Annotated in this window: 11 protein-coding genes; 8 read left to right on the forward strand and 3 right to left on the reverse strand. The window is 72.9% G+C overall.

Features of this window, described 5'->3' with window-relative positions; all coding sequences use genetic code 11:
• Positions 1–34: 34 nt before the first annotated feature.
• Genes OHS57_RS36470 through OHS57_RS36500 form a run of 7 tightly spaced genes read left to right on the forward strand, consistent with a single transcriptional unit; the run spans position 35 to position 16,303 of the window.
• A complete protein-coding gene (locus OHS57_RS36470; RefSeq protein ID WP_328584781.1) occupies positions 35–7,999 on the forward strand; it encodes a non-ribosomal peptide synthetase in 7,965 nt (2,654 codons plus the stop codon).
• A complete protein-coding gene (locus OHS57_RS36475) occupies positions 7,996–9,066 on the forward strand; it encodes a pyridoxal-phosphate dependent enzyme (protein ID WP_328584782.1) in 1,071 nt (356 codons plus the stop codon). The genes OHS57_RS36470 and OHS57_RS36475 overlap by 4 nt, the downstream gene beginning before the upstream one ends.
• Positions 9,063–10,535, forward strand: coding sequence for an argininosuccinate lyase (locus tag OHS57_RS36480; protein WP_328584783.1), 1,473 nt, complete (start codon positions 9,063–9,065; stop codon positions 10,533–10,535). Before OHS57_RS36475 ends, OHS57_RS36480 begins: the two co-directional genes overlap by 4 nt.
• Positions 10,532–10,702, forward strand: a complete 171-nt coding sequence (locus OHS57_RS36485; protein ID WP_328584784.1) for a hypothetical protein — start codon at positions 10,532–10,534, stop codon at positions 10,700–10,702. Before OHS57_RS36480 ends, OHS57_RS36485 begins: the two co-directional genes overlap by 4 nt.
• Positions 10,699–12,015 (forward strand): ATP-grasp domain-containing protein, encoded by a 1,317-nt coding sequence (locus tag OHS57_RS36490; RefSeq protein WP_328584785.1) that lies wholly within the window; start codon positions 10,699–10,701, stop codon positions 12,013–12,015. Before OHS57_RS36485 ends, OHS57_RS36490 begins: the two co-directional genes overlap by 4 nt.
• Entirely contained in the window at positions 12,012–15,374 is a 3,363-nt protein-coding gene (locus OHS57_RS36495) for a non-ribosomal peptide synthetase (RefSeq protein ID WP_328584786.1), read from the forward strand. Before OHS57_RS36490 ends, OHS57_RS36495 begins: the two co-directional genes overlap by 4 nt.
• 2 nt (positions 15,375–15,376) lie before the next feature.
• A complete protein-coding gene (locus tag OHS57_RS36500) occupies positions 15,377–16,303 on the forward strand; it encodes a GHMP family kinase ATP-binding protein (protein WP_328584787.1) in 927 nt (308 codons plus the stop codon).
• Positions 16,304–16,366: 63 nt separating this feature from the next.
• Here the strand turns inward: OHS57_RS36500 and OHS57_RS36505 are convergent, their stop codons facing one another.
• From OHS57_RS36505 to OHS57_RS36515, 3 genes are all read right to left on the reverse strand, one after another.
• Positions 16,367–17,146, reverse strand: coding sequence for a thioesterase II family protein (locus OHS57_RS36505; RefSeq protein ID WP_328584788.1), 780 nt, complete (start codon positions 17,144–17,146; stop codon positions 16,367–16,369).
• Positions 17,143–18,009, reverse strand: coding sequence for a response regulator transcription factor (locus tag OHS57_RS36510; RefSeq protein ID WP_328584789.1), 867 nt, complete (start codon positions 18,007–18,009; stop codon positions 17,143–17,145). Before OHS57_RS36510 ends, OHS57_RS36505 begins: the two co-directional genes overlap by 4 nt.
• A 250-nt stretch (positions 18,010–18,259) precedes the next feature.
• The gene (locus OHS57_RS36515) at positions 18,260–18,775 is read right to left on the reverse strand and encodes a GNAT family N-acetyltransferase (RefSeq protein WP_328584790.1); all 516 of its coding nucleotides are present in this window, start codon (positions 18,773–18,775) and stop codon (positions 18,260–18,262) included.
• 412 nt (positions 18,776–19,187) lie between these two features.
• Between OHS57_RS36515 and OHS57_RS36520 the strand changes: the two genes are divergently transcribed.
• Entirely contained in the window at positions 19,188–19,586 is a 399-nt protein-coding gene (locus OHS57_RS36520; RefSeq protein WP_328584791.1) for a hypothetical protein, read from the forward strand.
• Positions 19,587–19,598: the final 12 nt, after the last annotated feature.

The following is a 19,598-nucleotide window of genomic DNA, read 5'->3' on the forward strand; positions in this document are numbered from 1 at the left end:
CGAAGCCGCCGTCCGGATGTGTGGAGGACGACCCGTGCCACGCGACACCGCTTCACTCGTGTACCAACCGAACGACACCACCCCTCCGTCCGCCGCGCGGCCGGCTCCGCTGCCGGTGTCGTACGCCCAGCGCCGCCTCTGGTTCCTGTCCCAGGTGGAGGGCGTCGGCGCGACCTACAACCTGCCCTGGGCGACCCGGCTCACCGGCCGGGCCGACCCGTACGCGCTGGAGGCGGCGCTCCGCGACGTCCTCGCCCGCCACGAGGCGCTGCGCACCGTGTTCGAGGAACGTGCGGGCCTGCCGTACCAGCGCGTGCTGGACGAGGACGAGGCCGTAAAGCTCCTCGACTTCGCGGTGGTCGACACGGGCCGGGACACGGAAGCGGCCGTCGACCTGGCCGCAGGGCACGTGTTCGACCTGGCCACCGAACTGCCGCTGCGCGCCAGCCTGTTCCGCCGAGGCCCGCACGACCACGTGCTGCTCCTGGTCCTGCACCACATCGCCGCGGACGGCTGGTCGCTGGGACGGCTGGCCCACGACCTGGCGACCGCCTACGCCGCCCGCCTGGCCGGCGGGTCCCCCGGCTGGCACCCGCTGCCCCTCCAGTACGGCGACTACTCGCTCCGCCAGCGCTCCGTCCTCGGCGCCGAGGACGACCCGGACAGCGCCTTCAGCGTCCAACTCGCCCACTGGAAGGCGTCCCTGAGCGGTCTGCCCGAGGAGATCGCGCTGCCCACCGACCGGCCCAGGCCGGCCGTGCCGGGCCGCGGCTCCGGCGTGGTCCCCTTCCGCATCGGCGCGCTCGCGCACCGGCGGCTCGCCACGCTCGCCCGCACCTGCCGTACCAGTGTGTTCTCCGCACTCCAAGCGGGACTCGCCACACTGCTCTCGCAGTTGGGCGCGGGCACGGACATCCCGATCGGCTCCGTGGTCGCCGGCCGCACCGACGCCGACGTGGACGACCTGATCGGCTGTTTCGTCAACACCGTGGTGCTGCGCACAGACTGCTCGGGCGACCCGTCCTTCCGGGACCTGGTGAAGCGGACAGGGCGCGCGGACCTGGCCGCCTGGGCACACCAGGACGTGCCCTTCGAGAGCGTGGTGGAGGCCGTCAACCCGCCGCGCGTGGCCGGGCGCACCCCGCTCTTCCAGGTCAGCCTCTCCGCCCAGGACGCGGCTGCCGCCGAAGGACCGGACCACGTCTCCTGGGCCGGTCTGCACGCCGAGCCGCATCCGGTGGGGCTCCAGCAGGCCAAGTTCGACCTCAGCTTCGGCTTCGCCGAGAACCGCTCGGCCGACGGCGAGCCCGCCGGGATACACGGCGTGGTGGAGTACGCCGCCGACCTGTTCGACCACGAGACGGCCGCGCTGATCTCCCGGTGGCTGGTCCGCGTCGTGGAGCGACTCGCGGCCGACCCCGACCTGCCGATCGGCCGCGTGTCCCTGCTCTCGCCCGCCGAGCGGCGTGCCGAGCTGGCGCGCGGCGAGGACCCCGACAGCGCCTCGATCGCCGCCGCCTCCGCCACGAGCGTGCCCGCGCTGTTCGAGGCACGGGTCGCGGCCACTCCCTCGGCCGTGGCGGTCGTCGGCGACACCGGCGCTCTCACGTACACCGACCTCGACGACCGGGCCGGCCGGCTGGCCGGCGGCCTGGCCGCCCTCGGGGTGGGTCCCGGGGACGCCGTGGTCGTCGACATGGAGCGCTCCGTGGCCCTCGTGGTCGCGCTGCTCGGCATCCTCAAGGCCGGTGCGCACTACGTGCCGCTCCACCCCGACCACCCGGGCGAGCGCGTGGAGCTGATGGCCCGCGAGACCGGGGCGCGCATCGCGGTCGCGGACGCCGCCCGGTGCGGGGACGGCTCGCGCCTGCCGGCCCGGCTGCAGGTGCTGGCCGTCGCGCCGGACGGCGCGGGAGCAGAAACCGTGACGCCCAGTCACACCGACACCGGCGGCTCCACCCCGGCCACGGCTCCGGAGCATGGCAAGGCCGTGAGCCATCCCGACCTGGCCGCGTACGTGATGTACACCTCGGGCACCACCGGGCGCCCCAAGGGTGTGGCGGTCCGTCACCGCGACGTGGCCGCGCTCGCGGCGGACCCGTGCTGGCAGGGCGGGGCCCACCGGCGAGTGCTGCTGCACTCCCCGCACTCCTTCGACGCCTCGACCTACGAACTCTGGGTGCCCCTGCTCAACGGGGGCACCGTGGTGGTCCATCCGGCGGGCACCGTCGACGCGAGGAGTCTGCGGCGGTCCGTCACCGAGCGGGGAGTGACCGGCCTGTGGCTGACGTCGGCGCTCTTCGACCTGGTGACCGAGGACGGCCCGGACTGCCTGCGCGGGGTGCGGGACGTGTGGACCGGAGGCGACGTGGTGCCCCCGAACGCCGTGCGCCGGGCCCTGGCCGCGTGCCCCGGCCTGGTCGTCCACAACGGGTACGGCCCCACCGAGACCACGACCTTCGCCGCCCGGCACGAGATCCGCGAGCCGGACGAGGCGGCCGGCCCCGTTCCCCTCGGCCGCCCGATGGCGGGCAACCGCCTGTACGTCCTCGACAGCCGGCTCGAACCGGCCCCGCCCGGCGTGGTCGGCGAGCTGTACATCGCCGGATCCGGACTGGCGCTGGGTTACGTGGCCCAGCCCGCGCTGACCGCCGGACGCTTCGTGCCGTGCCCGTTCGGTCCGCCCGGTGAGCGCATGTACCGCACAGGGGACCTGGTGCGCCGGTCCCGGGACGGGCTCCTGGCCTTCGTCGGCCGGGCGGACGGGCAGGTGAAGATCCGAGGTTTCCGGATCGAGCCCGGCGAGGTCGAGGCGGCGCTCACCGCTCACCCCTCGGTCGCGCAGGCCGTCGTGACCGCGCCGCGCGACGCCACGGGCGGCGGGCGCAGCCTCGTCGCACACCTCGTGCTGAAACGGACCCCCAGCGGCCACGAGGTCACCGAACTGACCGACGCGGTGCGCGAGTTCGCCGCAGAGCGGCTGCCCGCCTACGCCGTCCCCTCGGCCCTGGTCGTCCTCGACGCCTTGCCGATCACCGCGAACGGCAAGGTCGACCGCCGCGCACTGCCGGCCCCCGAGGCCCCGACGGCCGGCGGACGCGAACCGGCCGACGAGCGGGAACACAGCCTGTGCCGCCTCTTCGCCGACATCCTGGGCCTGGAGAGCGTCGGCCCCGACGACGACTTCTTCCGCATCGGCGGCCACTCCCTCGCCGCCGTGCGCCTGGCCAACCGGATCCGCGAGGCACTCGGTGCCGACGTCGCGGTGAGCGACGTACTCCGCACCCCCACGGCGGCAGGTCTCGCCGCGCTGATCGCCGCGGGCGTGACCACGCGCCGGGCCCGGCTGCGCCCCGCGGACCGGCCTGGGCGGATCCCGCTGTCCCATGCCCAGCAGGGCCTTTGGTTCCTGTCGCAGTTGGAGGACCGTCCCGGCGCCTATACCGTGCCGGTCGTCCTCGGCCTGACCGGCGACCTGGACGCGGACGCGCTCACCGCAGCGCTGGCCGATCTCGTCCGGCGGCACGAGGCACTGCGCACCCTGCACCCGACCGCGGACGGCGTGCCCAGGCAACAGGTACTGGGAGCCGAGGAGATCGGCGACCTGCTGCCCGTCGCGTACGAGCACTGCGCAGCCGAGGACCTTCCCGCCCACCTCGACCGGGCCGCCACCCACACCTTCGACCTGGCCACCGAACTGCCGTTCCGCGCCCGCCTGATCAGGACCGGCCCGCAGAGCCACGTCCTGGTCCTGCTGCTCCATCACATCGCGGCCGACGGCTGGTCCATGGCGCCGCTGGGGCGGGACCTCTCCACCGCCTACGCGGCCCGGGTCCGCGGTCGGGCACCGGACGGGCAGCCGCTGCCCGTGCAGTACGCCGACTACACGCTGTGGCAGCGGGAAGTGCTGGGCGACCCCGGCGACCCGGACAGCCCGTTCGTACGGCAGGTGGACCACTGGCGGGAGGCACTGCGGGGCCTGCCGGAGGAGACGGTCCTGCCGGCCGACCGGCCACGGCCGTCCGTCCCCACCTACCGTGCCGGGCGTGTCGTCTTCGAACTGGACGCCGCGCTGCACGAACGCCTCGCCGACCTGGCGCGGCGCGGCGGCGTCACGCTGTTCGTCGTCCTGCGCACCGCGCTTGCCGCGCTGCTGCAGCGGCTGGGGGCCGGGGAGGACATTCCCATCGGCACGCCGGTGGCTGGCCGGCACGACGAGGCCCTCGACGACCTGGTCGGATGCTTCATCAACACGCTCGTGTTCCGCGCGGACCTGAGCGGCGACCCCACGTTCCGAACGCTGCTCGGACGGGGACGGGAGGCCGACCTCTCCGCCTACGCCCACCAGGACGTGCCGTTCGAGCGGGTGGTGGAGGCGGTCAACCCGGTGCGGGAAGCGGGCCGCAACCCGCTCTTCCAGGTCGGCATCCAGCTGGAGCAGACAGCCGACGCCGCCCTGGACCTGCCCGGACTGACGGTCCGTCCCGTCGAGGCCGGCGGCGACACCGCCAAGTACGACCTGAACGTCGGCATCGCCGAGAGCCAGGACCGGGGCGTCCCCTCCGGCCTGCGCGGAGTGATCGAGTACGCCGAAGACCTGTTCGACCGGGAATCGGCCGTGACGCTCGCGGAGCGGTTCGCCCGGCTGCTCGCACACGTGGCGGAGGATCAGGACGCTCCGCTCTCCCGGCTCGACGTGATGTCACCGGCGGAGCGGACGATGCTGGTGTCGGAGTGGAACGACACCGCCCTCGCGGTGCCGCCCGGGTCCGTGACGGGTGTCTTCGAGGACCAGGCAGCCAAGGAGCCCGCGGCGACGGCGCTGGTGTGTCACGGCCACCGGCTGACCTTCGGCGAGCTGAACGCACGGGCGAACCGCATGGCGCGGCTCCTCGCAGCCCGCGGGATCGGACCCGAGCACCGCGTGGCGCTGGTGCTCCCGCGCTCCGAGTTGATGGTGGTGGCCCTGCTGGCGGTGCTGAAGGCCGGCGGGGCGTACGTCCCCGTCGACCCGGAGTACCCCGCGGAGCGCATCGCCTACCTGTGCGAGAACTCGCAGGCGACGCTGGTGCTGACCGAGAGCGCGGTGGCCGACCGTGTCCCGGGAACGGACGCCCCGCAGCTCGTGCTGGACTCCGCGGACACCGTCGCGGAACTGACCACGCGGACGCCCGAGGACCTGACGGACGGCGACCGCCGTGCCCCCTTGCTCCCCGCGCACCCCGCGTACGTCATCTACACCTCCGGGTCGACCGGCAGGCCCAAGGGCGTCGTCGTCGAGCACGGCGCGCTCACCAACCTGCACTGGGCGATGCGCGAGCGGATCTGCCCGGCCATGGGACAGGCCCGCGAACGGCGCAGGCGCGTCGCCCACACCACCTCGTGGTCGTTCGACGTCTCCCTGGACGGGCTGTTCTGGATGCTCGCCGGCCACGAACTGCACCTGATCGACGCCGACACCCGCTTCAGCGCCGACCTGCTGGTGGCCTACCTGCACGAACAACGCATCTCGGTCCTCAGCCTCACCCCCACCTACCTCACCCAGCTCCTGCGCGCCGGCCTGCTCGCCGCCGACGGCGAGGTCGACCATCTGCTGATCGCAGGCGAGGAGCTGCCGCCCGCCCTGTGGAAGCGGCTGAGCGCACACCCGCAGGTCACGTCCATCAACCTGTACGGCCCCACGGAGTGCACCGTCTACGCACTCACCGCCCCCATCGGCGCTGCGGCCGAACCGGTCATCGGAACACCGATCGGCAACATCCGCGCCCACCTCCTCGACGCCGCGCTCAACCCCGTACCGCCCGGCACCGCGGGAGACCTCTGGCTGTCGGGGGAGGGACTGGCGAGGGGCTATCTCGGCAGGCCCGCACAGACCGCGGAGCGCTTCGTCCCCGACCCGTTCGGCGCGCCGGGCTCCCGGATGTACCGCACGGGCGACAGGGGCCGCCGCCGGGCCGACGGGCAGGTCCGCTACCTGGGGCGCAGCGACGCGCAGGTCAAGATACGCGGCCACCGCGTCGAACTCGGCGAGGTCGAGACGGCCCTGGCCCGCCATGCGGACGTCGCCCAGGCGGCGGCCGTGGCACGCACCGGTCCTGCCGGCGACAAACGGCTGCTCGGCTACGTCGTCCCCGCCGAGGCGGGCACCGCTCTCGACGGCGCCGCCGTCCTCGACCAGCTCGCGCAATCGCTCCCCGCGCACCTGCTGCCGAGCGCGGTCATGGTCCTCGACGCCCTGCCGCTGACCGGCAACGGCAAAGTGGACCGTGCCGCACTGCCGGAACCGGACTTCGCCGCCGCCACCGGCGGACGGGAACCGGCCGACGAGCGGGAACGGCAGGTGTGCGACCTGTTCGCGGACATCCTGAGCCTGCCGCGCGTCGGCGCCGACGACGACTTCTTCCGCCTCGGCGGCGACAGCATCCTGTCCATCCAACTCATCAGCCGCGCCCGCAAGCTCGGGCTCGCCCTGCGCCCCAAGGACGTGTACCGCCACAAGTCGCCTGCCGCCCTCGCCCGTTTGGCCGGCCTGCCGGACACCAGACACGCCACCGGCGCTGCCCGCCCGTCCGACGCACCGTCCGGGCGCGCCCCGCACACCCCGATCATCGCCTCCTACCTGGAGAACCTCCGCGGCGCCGAGCCGTTCTGCCAGTCGGTCCTGCTCCGCACCCCGCCCGCCGCCACGGAGGAGACACTGCGCACGGCGGTCCGCACCCTGGTCCACCACCACGACGCCCTGCGCCTGCGGCTCGTCCGGGACACGGACGCCGGTCAGGACCCGGCCGTCGACATCCTCCCCAAGGACTCCACCGACGCCCTCACCGATCTCGTCCGCATCGACTCCCGAGGGCTGAGGGGAGAAGCGCTGCGCGAGGCCCACGCCCGCGAGCACGACCGCGCGGCCGGGCGCCTGGACTCCACCGCCGGCCGGATGGCGACAGCCACCTGGTTCGACGCGGGACCCGGCAGCCCCGGCCAACTCCTCCTGGTCGTACACCACCTGGCCGTGGACGGCGTCTCCTGGCGCATCCTCGGCGCCGATTTGGAGCGGGCCTGGCAGGACGCCGCAGCCGGCCGCCCCCCTGCCACGGCCGCTGTCGGCACCTCCTACCGCGCGTGGGCGAAGGCTCTGCAGGCCGAGTCCCGGACCGCCGCACGGATCGCCGAACTGCCGTGGTGGGAGCGGGTCCTGACCGATCCAGGGCCCCCGCTCGGCCACCGGCCGGTCGACCCCGCGCGCGACACCTTCGGCACCGTCCGCCACCACGTCTCCGTACTGTCCGAGGACACCACCCGCGCCCTTCTCGGGCCCGCTCCCGCCGCCCTCGGCACCGCGGTCGACACGATCCTGCTGGCCGCCGTCGGTACCGCGGTCGCCGGCTGGCAGCACGCCACGGGGCGGCCAACCGGCCCGTTGGTGGTCGAGATCGAGGGCCACGGCCGCCAGGAGTTCCACGGCGGCCTCGACCTCTCACGCACCGTCGGCTGGTTCACGAGCTTCCACCCGCTGCGCCTGGTGCCCGACCGGGACCCGGACGCCGCACTCCGCCAGGCACACGCCGAGCACGAGGGCACCCCGGCGGACGGACTCGGCTTCGGCCTGCTGCGCCACCTCAACCCCGAGACGGCGCCGCGCCTGCGCCGCCTGCCCGCCGCGCAGATCGGCCTGAACTACCTCGGACGCTTCACCACCGCTGAGGCCCGGGACTGGACCCCGGCCCCCGACTCCGTGATCGACAGCGGCGTCGACCCGGCCATGCCCGTCCTGCACGGCCTCGAACTGTCCGCTCTCGCCGTCGAGAACGCGGGCACCGTCAGGCTGGAGACCACCTGGGCCTGGCCGTCCGGACTGTTCGACGAGTCCGACATCCACGCACTGTCCGCCCGGTGGGACCGCGCCGTCGAGGCACTCACCGCCGGCGCGTCCCGTACGTCCAGCACAGCCGCCGAATCCCGGCAAGACGCCCACGCACCACGAGACAGGGGGCCCGCATGACCACCGTCGATGCCGCTTTCCAAGAGATCACGCAGGCCCAACTGCTGCCGCGGATCATCCGCCTGGGTGACAACCTCTACGGCGCGTCCTTCTCCCTCATGAAGCTCGTGCCGGCCCGCCACATCCTCCTCAAGGCCGTCGAGCGCGGCCTCCTCGGTCCCGACACCGAGATCGTGGAGACCACGTCCGGCACCTTCGGCCTGGCCCTCGCCATGCAGGCGGCGCTCCTCGGCCGGCGCCTGACGCTCGTCAGCGACCCCGTGCTGGACGTCAACCTGCGCCGCCGCCTCCTCGACCTCGGCACCCGCGTCGAAGTGTGCGAGCAGCCCATGCCCGTCGGCGGCTACCAGGAGTCCCGGCTGCGCAGGCTCGCCGAGATCCAGGCCGAGAACCCCGACACCTTCTGCCCCGAGCAGTACACCAACCCGGACAACCCCGCCTCCTACGCGATCGTCGCCGACCACCTGGCGGCGACCGTCGGCCCGGTCGACTGCGTGATCGGCCCCGTCGGCTCCGGCGGATCGATGTGCGGCACCGTCGGCGCTCTGCGCTCGGCGCGCCCCGACGTGACAGCCGTCGGCGTCGACACCCACCGCAGCGTGCTGTTCGGGCACCAGGACGGCAGCCGCACCCTGCGCGGTCTCGGCAACAGCCTGATGCCCGCCAACCTGGACCACACCGTCTTCGACGAGGTGCACTGGTGCACACCCGCCGAGGCGTTCGCGGCCACCCGCAGGCTGCACCGGGAACACGCCCTCTTCCAGGGCCCGACCAGCGGCGCCGGCTACCTGGTCGGACGCTGGTGGGCCGCCCGCCACCCCGATGCCCGCTGCGTGGTGATGCTGCCGGACGAGGGATACCGCTACCAGGAGACGGTCTACGACGACAGCTGGCTGGCCGCGCAGGGCCACGACGTCCACGGCCTGCCCCAGGCGCCCGTCGAGGCCACCGACCCGACCCTGCCGACCGCCGCCTGGTCCCGCTACCCGTGGGGGCGCCGCAGCTACGAGGACGCCACGGGCCAGGCACGGCCGCAGCGCGCCGTCGCCGCGGGGGCCGCGCGATGAGCGCCTCACAGGGGCGGCTCACTGCGACCGTCGGCAGGCGCACCCAGCGCCTCGTCTACGCGCAGCCCACCAACCAGGAGATCAGCCGTGAGCTGCGGCTGACGAGCACCGTCGACCGCGCCCATCTGGTGATGCTCACGGACTGCAAACTCATCGACCCCGAGGACGCCGAGGCGCTGCTGGGACAGATCGAGCGGATGCGCGCCGACGGCTTCACCGCCCTGCACGGGGCGCCGACCCCGCGCGGGCTCTACCTCGCCTACGAGAACCAGCTGATCGACGCACTCGGCGCCGAAACCGGCGGGCGGCTGCACACCGGCCGCTCCCGCAACGACCTGAAGGCCACGGTGCAGGCCATGGCCCTGCGCACCACCCTCGCCGAGCTGGAGTCCGAACTGGTCCGCCTGCAGGCGGTGCTGCTGGCCCGCGCCCGCACCCACCGGGACGTGGTGATGCCCGTACACACGCACTACCAGGCCGCCCTTCCCATCACCTACGGCTACTACCTGACGGGCGTGGCACTGGCCCTCGGCCGCGACATCGCGGCGCTGCGCGACGCGGCGGCCGGTCTTGACCGCTGCCCGATGGGCGCGGCCGCCGCCGCCGGTTCCGAACTGCCCATCGACCCCGGGCGGGTGGCCCGACTGCTCGGGTTCGCCGGCCCTGCGCGGCACGCGCTCGACGCGGTCGCCAGCCGGGACACCGCGCTGCGCGCCCTGGCGGCGGCGGCAGGGGCCGCGCTGACCGTCTCCCGGCTCGGCACCGACCTCCAGCTGTGGAGCACGGCCGAGTTCGGCTTCATCACCTTCCCCGACCGGCTGGTCGGCGGCAGCTCGGCGATGCCGCAGAAGCGCAACGCCTTCCTGCTGGAACACGTCAAGGCCAAGGCCGGTACGGCGATCGGGGCGTGGACGGCGGCCGCGGCGATGACCAGGTCCACCCCGTTCACCAACTCCATCGAGGTCGGCACCGAGGCGATCGGCGCCGCCGCGCCAGGACTTCGCGCCGTCGCCGACGCCGTACAACTCGCGCAGAGCCTGGTCGTGGGGGCCCGTCCGGTGCCGGAGCGGATGCTCCGGCGAGCGGAGGAGGGCTTCGTCGGGGCGACGGCACTGGCGAATCTCCTGGTCGGGGCCGGCGTGCCGTTCCGGACCGCGCACGGGGAGATCGGCTCAGCGGTGCGCCGCGCGGTCGAGCGGGGCGAGACGCGGCTCGCACGGGAGGAGCTGCCCGCCGAACTCGCCGACACGGAGCTGTCCCTCCCTGCTCTGGCGATGCGCCAGAGGTCGGGTGGCCCTGGCGACTTCCCGCAGCTGTTCGACGACGCCCTCGCCGACTGCCGGGCCCACACGGCGCGCGCCGCCCGTCGCCGGGCGGAGCTCGCCGCCGCCGACCAGGCCTTGGACGAGGCCGTGACCGCCCTTCTCGCGGGCCGTCCGGCCCAGATCGCCGGAGGTGATGTCCGATGATCCGCGACGCGTTCACCGCACCCGGCCCGCCTTCGTACGAGCCCGGCGCTCCGCCGCCCGTCCTGGCTCCGGTGGACCTGGCCGCCGTCGGCCAGGCCTTGGACGAGACCGTGACCGCCTGCCTCGCCGGCCGTCCGGCCCGGACCGCCAGTGGTGACGTCCGATGACCGGCGACCCATTCACCGCACCCGCCCCTGGAGCGTCCCCGTACGAGCCCGGCGCCCCGCTGCCCGCCCTGGCCCTGGTGGAGAGCAACACCACCGGCTCCGGACGGGAGTTCTGCGCCGCCGCCCGGCGACTGGGGCTCCGTCCCGTCGTCCTCACCGCGCGCCCTGAGCGCTACCCCTATCTGGCCCTCGACGCCGTGGACCACCTCCTCGTCGACACCGGTGACCCGGCCGCCGTGCTGGAGGTCTCAGCGAAACTCGCCACCGACCCCGGGGGCCTGCGCGGCGTCACCTCCAGCTCCGAGTACTTCGTCGCTACGGCCGCCGCCACCGCCGCGGCGCTCGACCTGCCCGCCCCCGACGCCGAAGCGGTGGCCCGCTGCCGGCAGAAGGACATCCAGCGTGCCGCGCTCGCGGCCGCGGGGCTCGCCCCCCGCTTCCGTGCGGTCGCCGATACGGATGGCGCCCTCGAAGCCGCCCGCGACATCGGCTACCCCGTCGTCGCGAAGCCCACGACCGGGTCCGGTTCGGTCGGGGTGCGACTGTGCCACGATCCCGGCAGCCTGCTGCGGCACGCCCGTACCCTCCTCGCGGCCGAGACCGACGAACGCGGGCGGCCGGTGCCCCGCCGGCTCCTGGTCGAGCAGTACGTCGACGGGCCTGAGTACTCCGTCGAGACCTTCGACGGCACCCCGGTCGCTGTCATCGGCAAACACCTCGGCCCCGAGCCGCACTTCGTGGAGAGCGGCCACGACTTCCCCGCCGACGTACCCGACGAGACCGCGGGCGCTCTGTGCGAAGCGACGCTCGCCGCGCTCGAAGCCCTCGGCCTCGGCTGGGGCGCCGCCCACACCGAACTGCGCCTCGGCCCTGACGGGCCCGTCGTCATCGAGGTCAACCCGAGGCTCGCGGGCGGCATGATCCCCGCCCTGGTCCGCCTCGGCAGCGGCACCGACCTGGTGGCCTGCGCCGTCGCCCGTGCCGCTGGCGACGCGGCCGTGCTCCGCACGCGTCCACGCCGCCACGCGGCCATCCGTTTCGCCGTCGCCCGCGTGCCGGGAACGGTCACCTCGCTCGACGGGCTCGACGCCGCCCGGACCGTCCCGGGCGTGGAGCGCGCCGAGTTCACCACCGCTCCGGGCGACCAGATCACGATCACCCACTCCTTCCGCGACCGCGTCGGCTACGCCCTCGCCGCCGCGGACCTCACAGCCACCACCCCGTCGGCCGCCGGCATCCACACCGCCGCGGCGCGTGCCGAACGCGCCGCCGGCCTGCTGACCGTCACCACCGCACCGGAGAGGACGCCATGAGCGAGACCAGCACCGCCACCACCGCGCCGAGCAAGCGGCTCCCCGCGACCCGAATCGGCCGCTGGACCGTCCCCGGCGACACCACGGCCACCGGCCTCGGCCAGGTGCGCGTGCCCGTCCCCGACGAGCTGGCCTCCGCCGTCCGGCAGTTGGCCGCCACGGAGGGCACCGAGCCCGACGCCGTGCTCCTCGCCGCCCACCTCAAGGTGATCGGTTCCCTCGCCTCCGAGCGCGAGGTCGTCACCGCACTGCGCCTTCGGCCCGGCGGCCCGGCTCTGCGCTGCCAGGCGGCGCTCGTCGACGGGCCTTGGCGCGCGCTGCTGGCCGCTGCCCGCACCGCAGTCGACGCCGCGGCCAGTCCCGGCGCCGTGGCGTCGGCCGACGGGGCGGAACCCGGGGACGACCTCATCGAGACCCAGTTCGACCTGAGTGCTCTGCACGGCGCCCCGCCCGCCGCCGACGAGGCGCCGGAGCCCCACGTCGTCCTGCGGATCGCCTACGAGGCCGACGGCGACGGCGACGGGCTCGCCCTGCGCGTGACCTTCCGCCAGGACGCTTTCCGGCGCGACTTCGCGGAGCGCGTCGCCGGCTATCAGCTGACGGCCCTGCGCCTGCTGACCGACGACCCAGCAGCCGCGCACCACGAGCGGACCCTGCCGACGGCCGAGGAAGTGGCCCACCAGCGCGACGGGCTGGCCGGCCCCAGCCACCCCCTGACGGACCGCACGTTCGCCGAGCTGTTCGAGGAGCAGGTGGCCCGCACCCCAGCGGCCGTCGCCGCCGTCCACGGTGACCGCCGCTGGACCTACGGCGAACTCAACCGCCGGGCCAACCGGGTGGCCCACCGCCTGCTCGACTCCGGCCTCGCCCCGCAGGACGTCGTCGCCGTGGTGACGGACCGCACCCTGGAGTGGCTCGCCGCCATGTTCGGAGTCCTGAAGGCGGGAGGCGCCTACCTGCCGGTCCGCCCCGACTTCCCACCCGCACGGGTCGCGACCCAACTGGAGCGCAGCGACTGCCGGTTCGCCGTCGTGGAAGCCGCCGCTGAAGAGATGCTGCGCACCGCCGCGAAGGAGGCGAACCGTGAGTGCACCGTCCTGCTGACGGGCCCAGACCTGGAGGACGCGCCAGGCGGGGCCGACGCCGACCCGAACGTCCCCGTCGCCCCCGACCAGCTCGCCTACGTGTACTTCACCTCCGGCTCCACCGGCGCCCCCAAGGGCGCCATGTGCGAACACGCGGGGATGCTCAACCACCTCGCCATGAAGATCGAGGACATGGACATCCAGGCCGGCGACACCGTCACCCAGACGGCCTCCCAGTGCTTCGACATCTCCCTGTGGCAGCTGGCTGCGCCGCTCCTCGCGGGCGGCACCACCGAGATCATCGACACCGGAGTGCAGCTCGACGTCGCACGCTTCACCGACCGGATAGCCCAGGGAGGCGTCCAGGTCATCCAGATCGTGCCCTCCTACCTCGACGTGCTGCTCACCCACCTCGAACGCCATCCGCGCCCGCTCGGGGACCTGAAGACCGTCGCCGTCACCGGTGAAGCGCTGCGCCACGAGCTCGTCCGCCGCTGGTTCGCCCTCCACCCCGGCATCACCCTGGTGAACTGCTACGGAGCCACCGAGGTCTCCGACGACACCATGCACGGCATTCTGCACGCCCCGCCCGCCCGGGACTTCGTCACCGTCGGCAACAGCCGCCGCAACGTCGCGACCTACGTCGTCGACGAGCGGCTGCGCATGGTGCCTCTCGGCGCCCCCGGCGAGATCGTGTTCTCCGGCGTCGGCGTCGGACGCGGCTACATCAACGATCCCGAGCGCAGCGCGCACGCCTTCACCGCGGACCCCTACCGTCCTGGCTCCCGGCTCTACCGCACCGGCGACTTCGGCCGGTGGCTGCCGGAAGGGGAGATCGAGTACCTGGGCCGGCGCGACGAGCAGGTGAAGATCCGCGGCTACCGCATCGAGATCGGCGAGATCGAGAACCGGCTGACCCGCATGCCGTCCGTCGGCCAGGCCGCCGTCATCGTCGAGACACACCCCGACGGCGGTCGGAGCCTCACCGCCTTCTACGCGGACCCGGACGGCGTCCCGGCGGCAGACGCCGTCGAGGCCGCCGACCTGCGCGACTTCCTCGCCGCCGGCCTGCCCGACTACATGATCCCGTCGTACTTCCACCGGCTCGACGCCCTCCCGCTCAACGAGAACGGCAAGATCGACAAACTCCGGTTGGCGGGCCGCGCCGCCGAGCTGCGCCGTGACGCCGACGCCTACGAGCCGCTCGCCACGCCGACCGAACGGCGCCTGGCCGCCGTCTGGGCCGAAGCCCTGGGCATCCCCGTCAGCCGCATCGGCCGCAACGACGACTTCTTCCGGCACGGCGGGACCTCCCTGTCCGCGGTCCGCATGCTCGTCGGTCTGGACCGGGCGGTCTCGTTGCGCCGCCTGATGGCCAGTCCGGTCCTGCGTGACGTCGCCGCCGCCGTCGACGAGCACACGTCCGACACGCACACCGCGGCGGGCGCCACGGGGGCCGACGGATCCGAACTGCCGCTCCTGCAGCCGATGTCGGCGCCCGATCACACCCGGGCCACCCTGGTGTGCTTCCCCTACGCGGGCGGGAACGCCGTCAACTTCCAGCGCCTCGCCGCCGTCCTCGCCCCGGCGGGGATCGCCGTCATGGCCGCGGAACTCCCCGGCCACGACGTCGCCCATCCCGGCGAGACCCTCGCGGACCCCGAGGAGGCGGCCCGCAGGGCGCAGCGCGAACTGGCCGCCGTCGAGGGCGCCGTCCTGATCTGGGGCCAGTGCGCGGGCGCCGCTCCCGCCCTCGCGCTCGCCCGGGCCCTGGAGCGGGACGGCCGCCCCGCCGCGGGCCTCTTCCTCGCCGCCACCCTCCTGGAGGACCCCGAAACCCTCCGGAGCGAGGCCGCGGAGATCGGGGCCCTGACCGACCAGCAGATCGTCTCGCTCCTGCACGGCGACACCGCCTACGTCGAGCTGGACCTGCTCAAGGACGAGCGCGCCCGCCTCCTCGGCCGGGCCTACCGGCACGACGTCGCCACCGCCAACCGCTACCTGGCCGAGGTCCAGCACGACGCCGCGCCGAGGCTGAGTACCCCCGTCGTCGTCATTACCGCCGACGACGACCCAGCCACCCCCGCCGACCGGGCGCGCCACCACGACTGGGGGAAGCTCGCCACCACCGTCGGCTTGCACCCGCTCGAGCGCGGTGGCCACTACTTCCTGCGTACGGCCCCCGAGCAGACCGCCGAACCCGTCCTGGGCATCCTCACCACGATGCCGCAACCGGCCCCCGCCGCCCCCGGAACCGGACGGCGGTCGGCCTGACGATGCCCAGCACCCTTTTCCCCGAAGCCGCGGTCCTGCCGGGCCGCCGCCGGGCCGTCGGCGTGAGCACCTGTTACGGGACGTTCGGCGAACTCTTGCAAGGCGCGCTGCCCAGCAACAGCGGCGACGGCGACTTCCTCGTCACGCTCCCGATCGCCCGCTGGTCCGCCGCGCGGTTCACCTGGGACGCCCCGGCAGCGGGTGTACGAGTGCGGCCGGCGCACAAGCACAAGGCACAGCGGATGGCGGCCGCCGTACTGGAGACCTTCGGCGCCGCCCCCGGCGGTGAGCTCGTCATCGAAGGTGACCTGCCTGAGGGAAAGGGGTTCGCCAGCTCCTCGGCCGATCTGGTGGCCACTGCGCGCGCCGTCGCCAACGCCCTGTCCGTTACGCTGCCCGAACCCGTGCTGGAGCGGCTGCTGTCCGAGATCGAACCGACCGACGGCGTGCTCTACCCGGGCATCGTCGCCTTCGACCACCGCGCCGTCCGGCTGCGCTCCCGGCTCGGCAGCCTCCCCGAGGCCGTGATCATCGGGGTCGACGAGGGCGGCGAGATCGACACCGTCGCCTTCAACCGCCACCTGCCGGCGTTCACCCGCCGTCAGAAGCTGGTCTACGCGGGGCTGCTGGAACGGATGGCCGAGGCCGTGGCACGCCGCGACCTGTCCGCCGTCGGCGCGCTCGCCACCCGCAGTGCGCTGCTGAACCAGGACCGCTGCCCCAAGCGGCTGCTGGAGCCGGTGCTGCGGATAGCGCTGGAGGTCGGCGCCCTCGGTGTCACCGCGGCCCACAGCGGCACGATGCTGGGCATCGTGCTCGACCCTGCCGACCCCGGCTACCTCGGCCGGTTCGCCGCTGCCCTGGACGCCTGCTCCGAACTGGAACGCGAGGTGACCCTGCATCGCACGCTGAGCTTCGACCTCCGCTAGACCATGCCCAGTTCGTCCTCCGGCTCGACGAGTCGGGCCGGAGGACGAACGGCGAGCGTGGCCTCAGGAGGACAGCAGCCGACCCATCTCCGCGAGGACCGGCTCGGTGTGTTCCCGGAGGTAGAAGTGGTCGCCGGGGAAGACTCGACGAGCGAAGGAGCCGCTGGTGAACGACTCCCACCCGGCGATCAGTTCAGGGTCCGCCAACAGGTCGTCCTCGCCGCCGAACGCGGAGACCGGGCATGAGACCGTCAGCCCCGGCTCAGGCAACCACCGCTCCAGGAGCGTCAGGTCGGTACGGATCATGGGCAGCGCGAAGGCCATGAGCTCGGAGTTGCCCAGCACTTCCGGCGGCGTGCCGCCCAAGCCGGCCATCGCGTCGAGGAGTTCGCCGTCCGGGAGGGGATGGAGAAGACGCGGAGGGCGCACCCCCGGGGCACGGGAAGCGGACACGAACAGATGCGACACCCCTCCCGCACCGACGCCAACGCCCTTGGCACGGAGCTCTTCGAGCGCCGTGGCGACGGCGAAGGCGATGTGCGCACCCATGCTGTGTCCGAAGAGCGCGAACGGCTCTGTCTCCCGGACGAACAACTCCTCGGCCAGCGCGGTGACCAGCCGGTCCATGACCCCGAAGGGCTCCTCGGTCCAGCGGGTTCCACGACCCGGCAACTCGACCGGCACGATCTCGACGCCGTATGCCGCCGACTGCTCCATCCACGGCCGGTACACGCTGGCCGCGCCGCCCGCGTAGGGCAGGCAGTAGACACGCCGAAGTCCCGCCCCGGGCGGGCCATCCGTCCACGGGCGCCACGGATCGGCGCTTGCACGTACACGCATCATGCCTCGCATTTCAGTGCCGGGCCGCGCGCGAGCAAGTCGTTCTGATAGGCGAAGACCACCGCCTGCAGACGATCCCGAAGCCCGAGTTTCCGCAGCATTTGAGAGACGTGGTATTTCACGGTCGGCTCGACGATGTGGAGCTTTCTCGATATCTCGATGTTCGACATCCCCACCGCCAGATGCGCGAGGATCTCCTGCTCACGGTGGGTCAGGAGGCCGGGAACCAGCCCAGGCCCGGCCGCGCACCGCTGGCTGCGCATCCAGCCGAAGACCTCGCGCGCCACCTCCGGCGCGAGGAAGGCGTTACCACTGGCCAGCACACGGATGGCCCGGGCGAAGTCGTCCGGATGACTGTCACGCGCCAGCAGCCCGCTCACCCCGGCGCTCACCGCCTGGAGCGGATGCTGCCAGCCCTCCGGCACGACCATGACGACGCCAGGCGTGCCGAGCTCCGTACCGTCGGCATGGATCGCCCTCACCACGTCGAGGCCTTCCATGTCGGAGAACTCAAGTTCACATACGACGATGTCGGGGGACAGCTCCTTGGCCGCACGGATGGACTCGTCCCCGGTGGACGACTCGCCGACGACCCTGATGTCGGGCTCGGTCCGCAGAGCGATCTGTAGCCCGTAGCGCATCATCGACGAGGGAACTGCCAAGAGCACTCGAATACTCAACTCCTTGCCCTTCCTGTCGCGTCTCCCGTGCCGACGGCCCGGTTTGATCATCTCGATGGTCGCAGCGGGTGAAGGACGCGACCAGGCAGCACCCCGGCAACTTCCCACCCGACCGGCAAACACCGATCGGGGGCGGACAGTGGCACGCCCGCTCACGAGCAGCCAGTTCCACAGTCTCGTGTGCATGAGGGAACGCTGACCACGGACACGGGTCGCATGGTCCGCTGCTTGCCGCCGGCCGTGTGAGTCCCCGACAGGTGTGTGGTGAGCGGAGCCCGGCGGGGCGGCGCGTGCACGGTGCTCATGTCACCGCCCCTCGGATGCTCGTGTCCTTTGGCAGCGAACCCAGCCGTTTCGACTCCCCCTGACGTGCGTCCTTCAATGTGTGGGCCGTGCGAGGGAGACCGAAGTCCCCCTCGCACGACGGGTCGTGCTGTTAGATGCCGAAGGGTGCTGCGTAGCGGACGGTGCCGCTGGGTAGCGGGTGGCCCTCGTCCAGGGTGAGGGCCATCATGGCCTCGTCCGGGACGTCGATAGTCAGGCCAATGCCATGAGTCGAGGCGCGGGTGAAGCCGAAGCGCGGGTAGTACGTCGGGTGTCCGAGGACGGTGACGTGGTACTCGCCCATCTCCTTGGCAGCCCTGAGGGCGGCACGGATGACTGCCGAGCCGGCGCCACTCTTCTGGTACTCGGGCCGTACGGCGACGGGGGCCAGGCACAGGGCCGGGGTGTCGCCGATGTGGCAGCGAGTCAGCAGAGCGTGGCCGATGAGGGTGCCGCCCTCATCGGTGGAGACATGGGAGAGGCCGTCGATCCAGGAGGTGTCGACGCGCAGAGCGTCGACGAGGTCGGCCTCCATGGAGGTCTCGAACGCAGCGAGGTTGATTGCGTGGATGGTGGGGATGTCAGCGCCGGTCTCGGCGCGGGTGATCCACTTGTTGTGGGTACGCATGACGGGATGAATCCGTTTCATGGTGAGATTCGTGCCGGGAATGCCTCGCGAGCTCACGCTCTCAGCGGGGCAGAGGTGACGGGGTCAGACCGTCGCCCGGGACGTGAGGGCGGTCCGGGCGCTGCGCATCGCAGTGGCCTTGAGCGCGGTCATCAGCCCCACCTCCCCTTCGTCCTCAACCTGGATCAACACGAACGCGTAAAAGGTATCACGTATACCGGCACTCGCCCTTCGAATTGAAGGCAGCCCCAGCCCGGCCTCTGTGGCCGTTCCCCGTCCGGCGGGTTTCGTCATCAGCCCTGTGTCCGACAACTCGTTGACATCGAATCCAGTCGCCGCAGGTCAGCGAGCCGCACCCGACTAACTTCGCCGTCAAAGGACAGCTCGCAGCCGGCTGGCTACGATGCCGGTCATGACCGCTGACGCTCCCGACCCGGGTATCCGCGTACAGATGACGATGATGCAGTGGCACTGCATCGATGGCTGCGCCGACAACGAGGTGAGCGCGGCGGTCGACGATTATCGCGACGACCTCATTGAGAGTGCAACGGCCATACGGGAGACCGGCTGGCACCAGGTTGCCGGCGGAGCACAGGGCGCGCCGGGGTGGGGCAACTGGCCACCCGACGACACGCTCATAACCGTGACGATGTCCCGTTCGCTGTGGTGTTTGGCCGTGCACATCGTCGACTATTGGGAAGCGGTCCACTTGCGACAGGACCCGGATGCCGACCAGGCGTCGTGGCTGCGGCTCCGGGAGATCATCCTGACGGCGCTCGACGGCGACCTGACGCCCCGTCAGATGCGCTAGCTAGTGCCGCGT

This window comes from Streptomyces sp. NBC_00370 (assembly GCF_036084755.1).
Classification (GTDB): Bacteria; Actinomycetota; Actinomycetes; order Streptomycetales; family Streptomycetaceae; genus Streptomyces.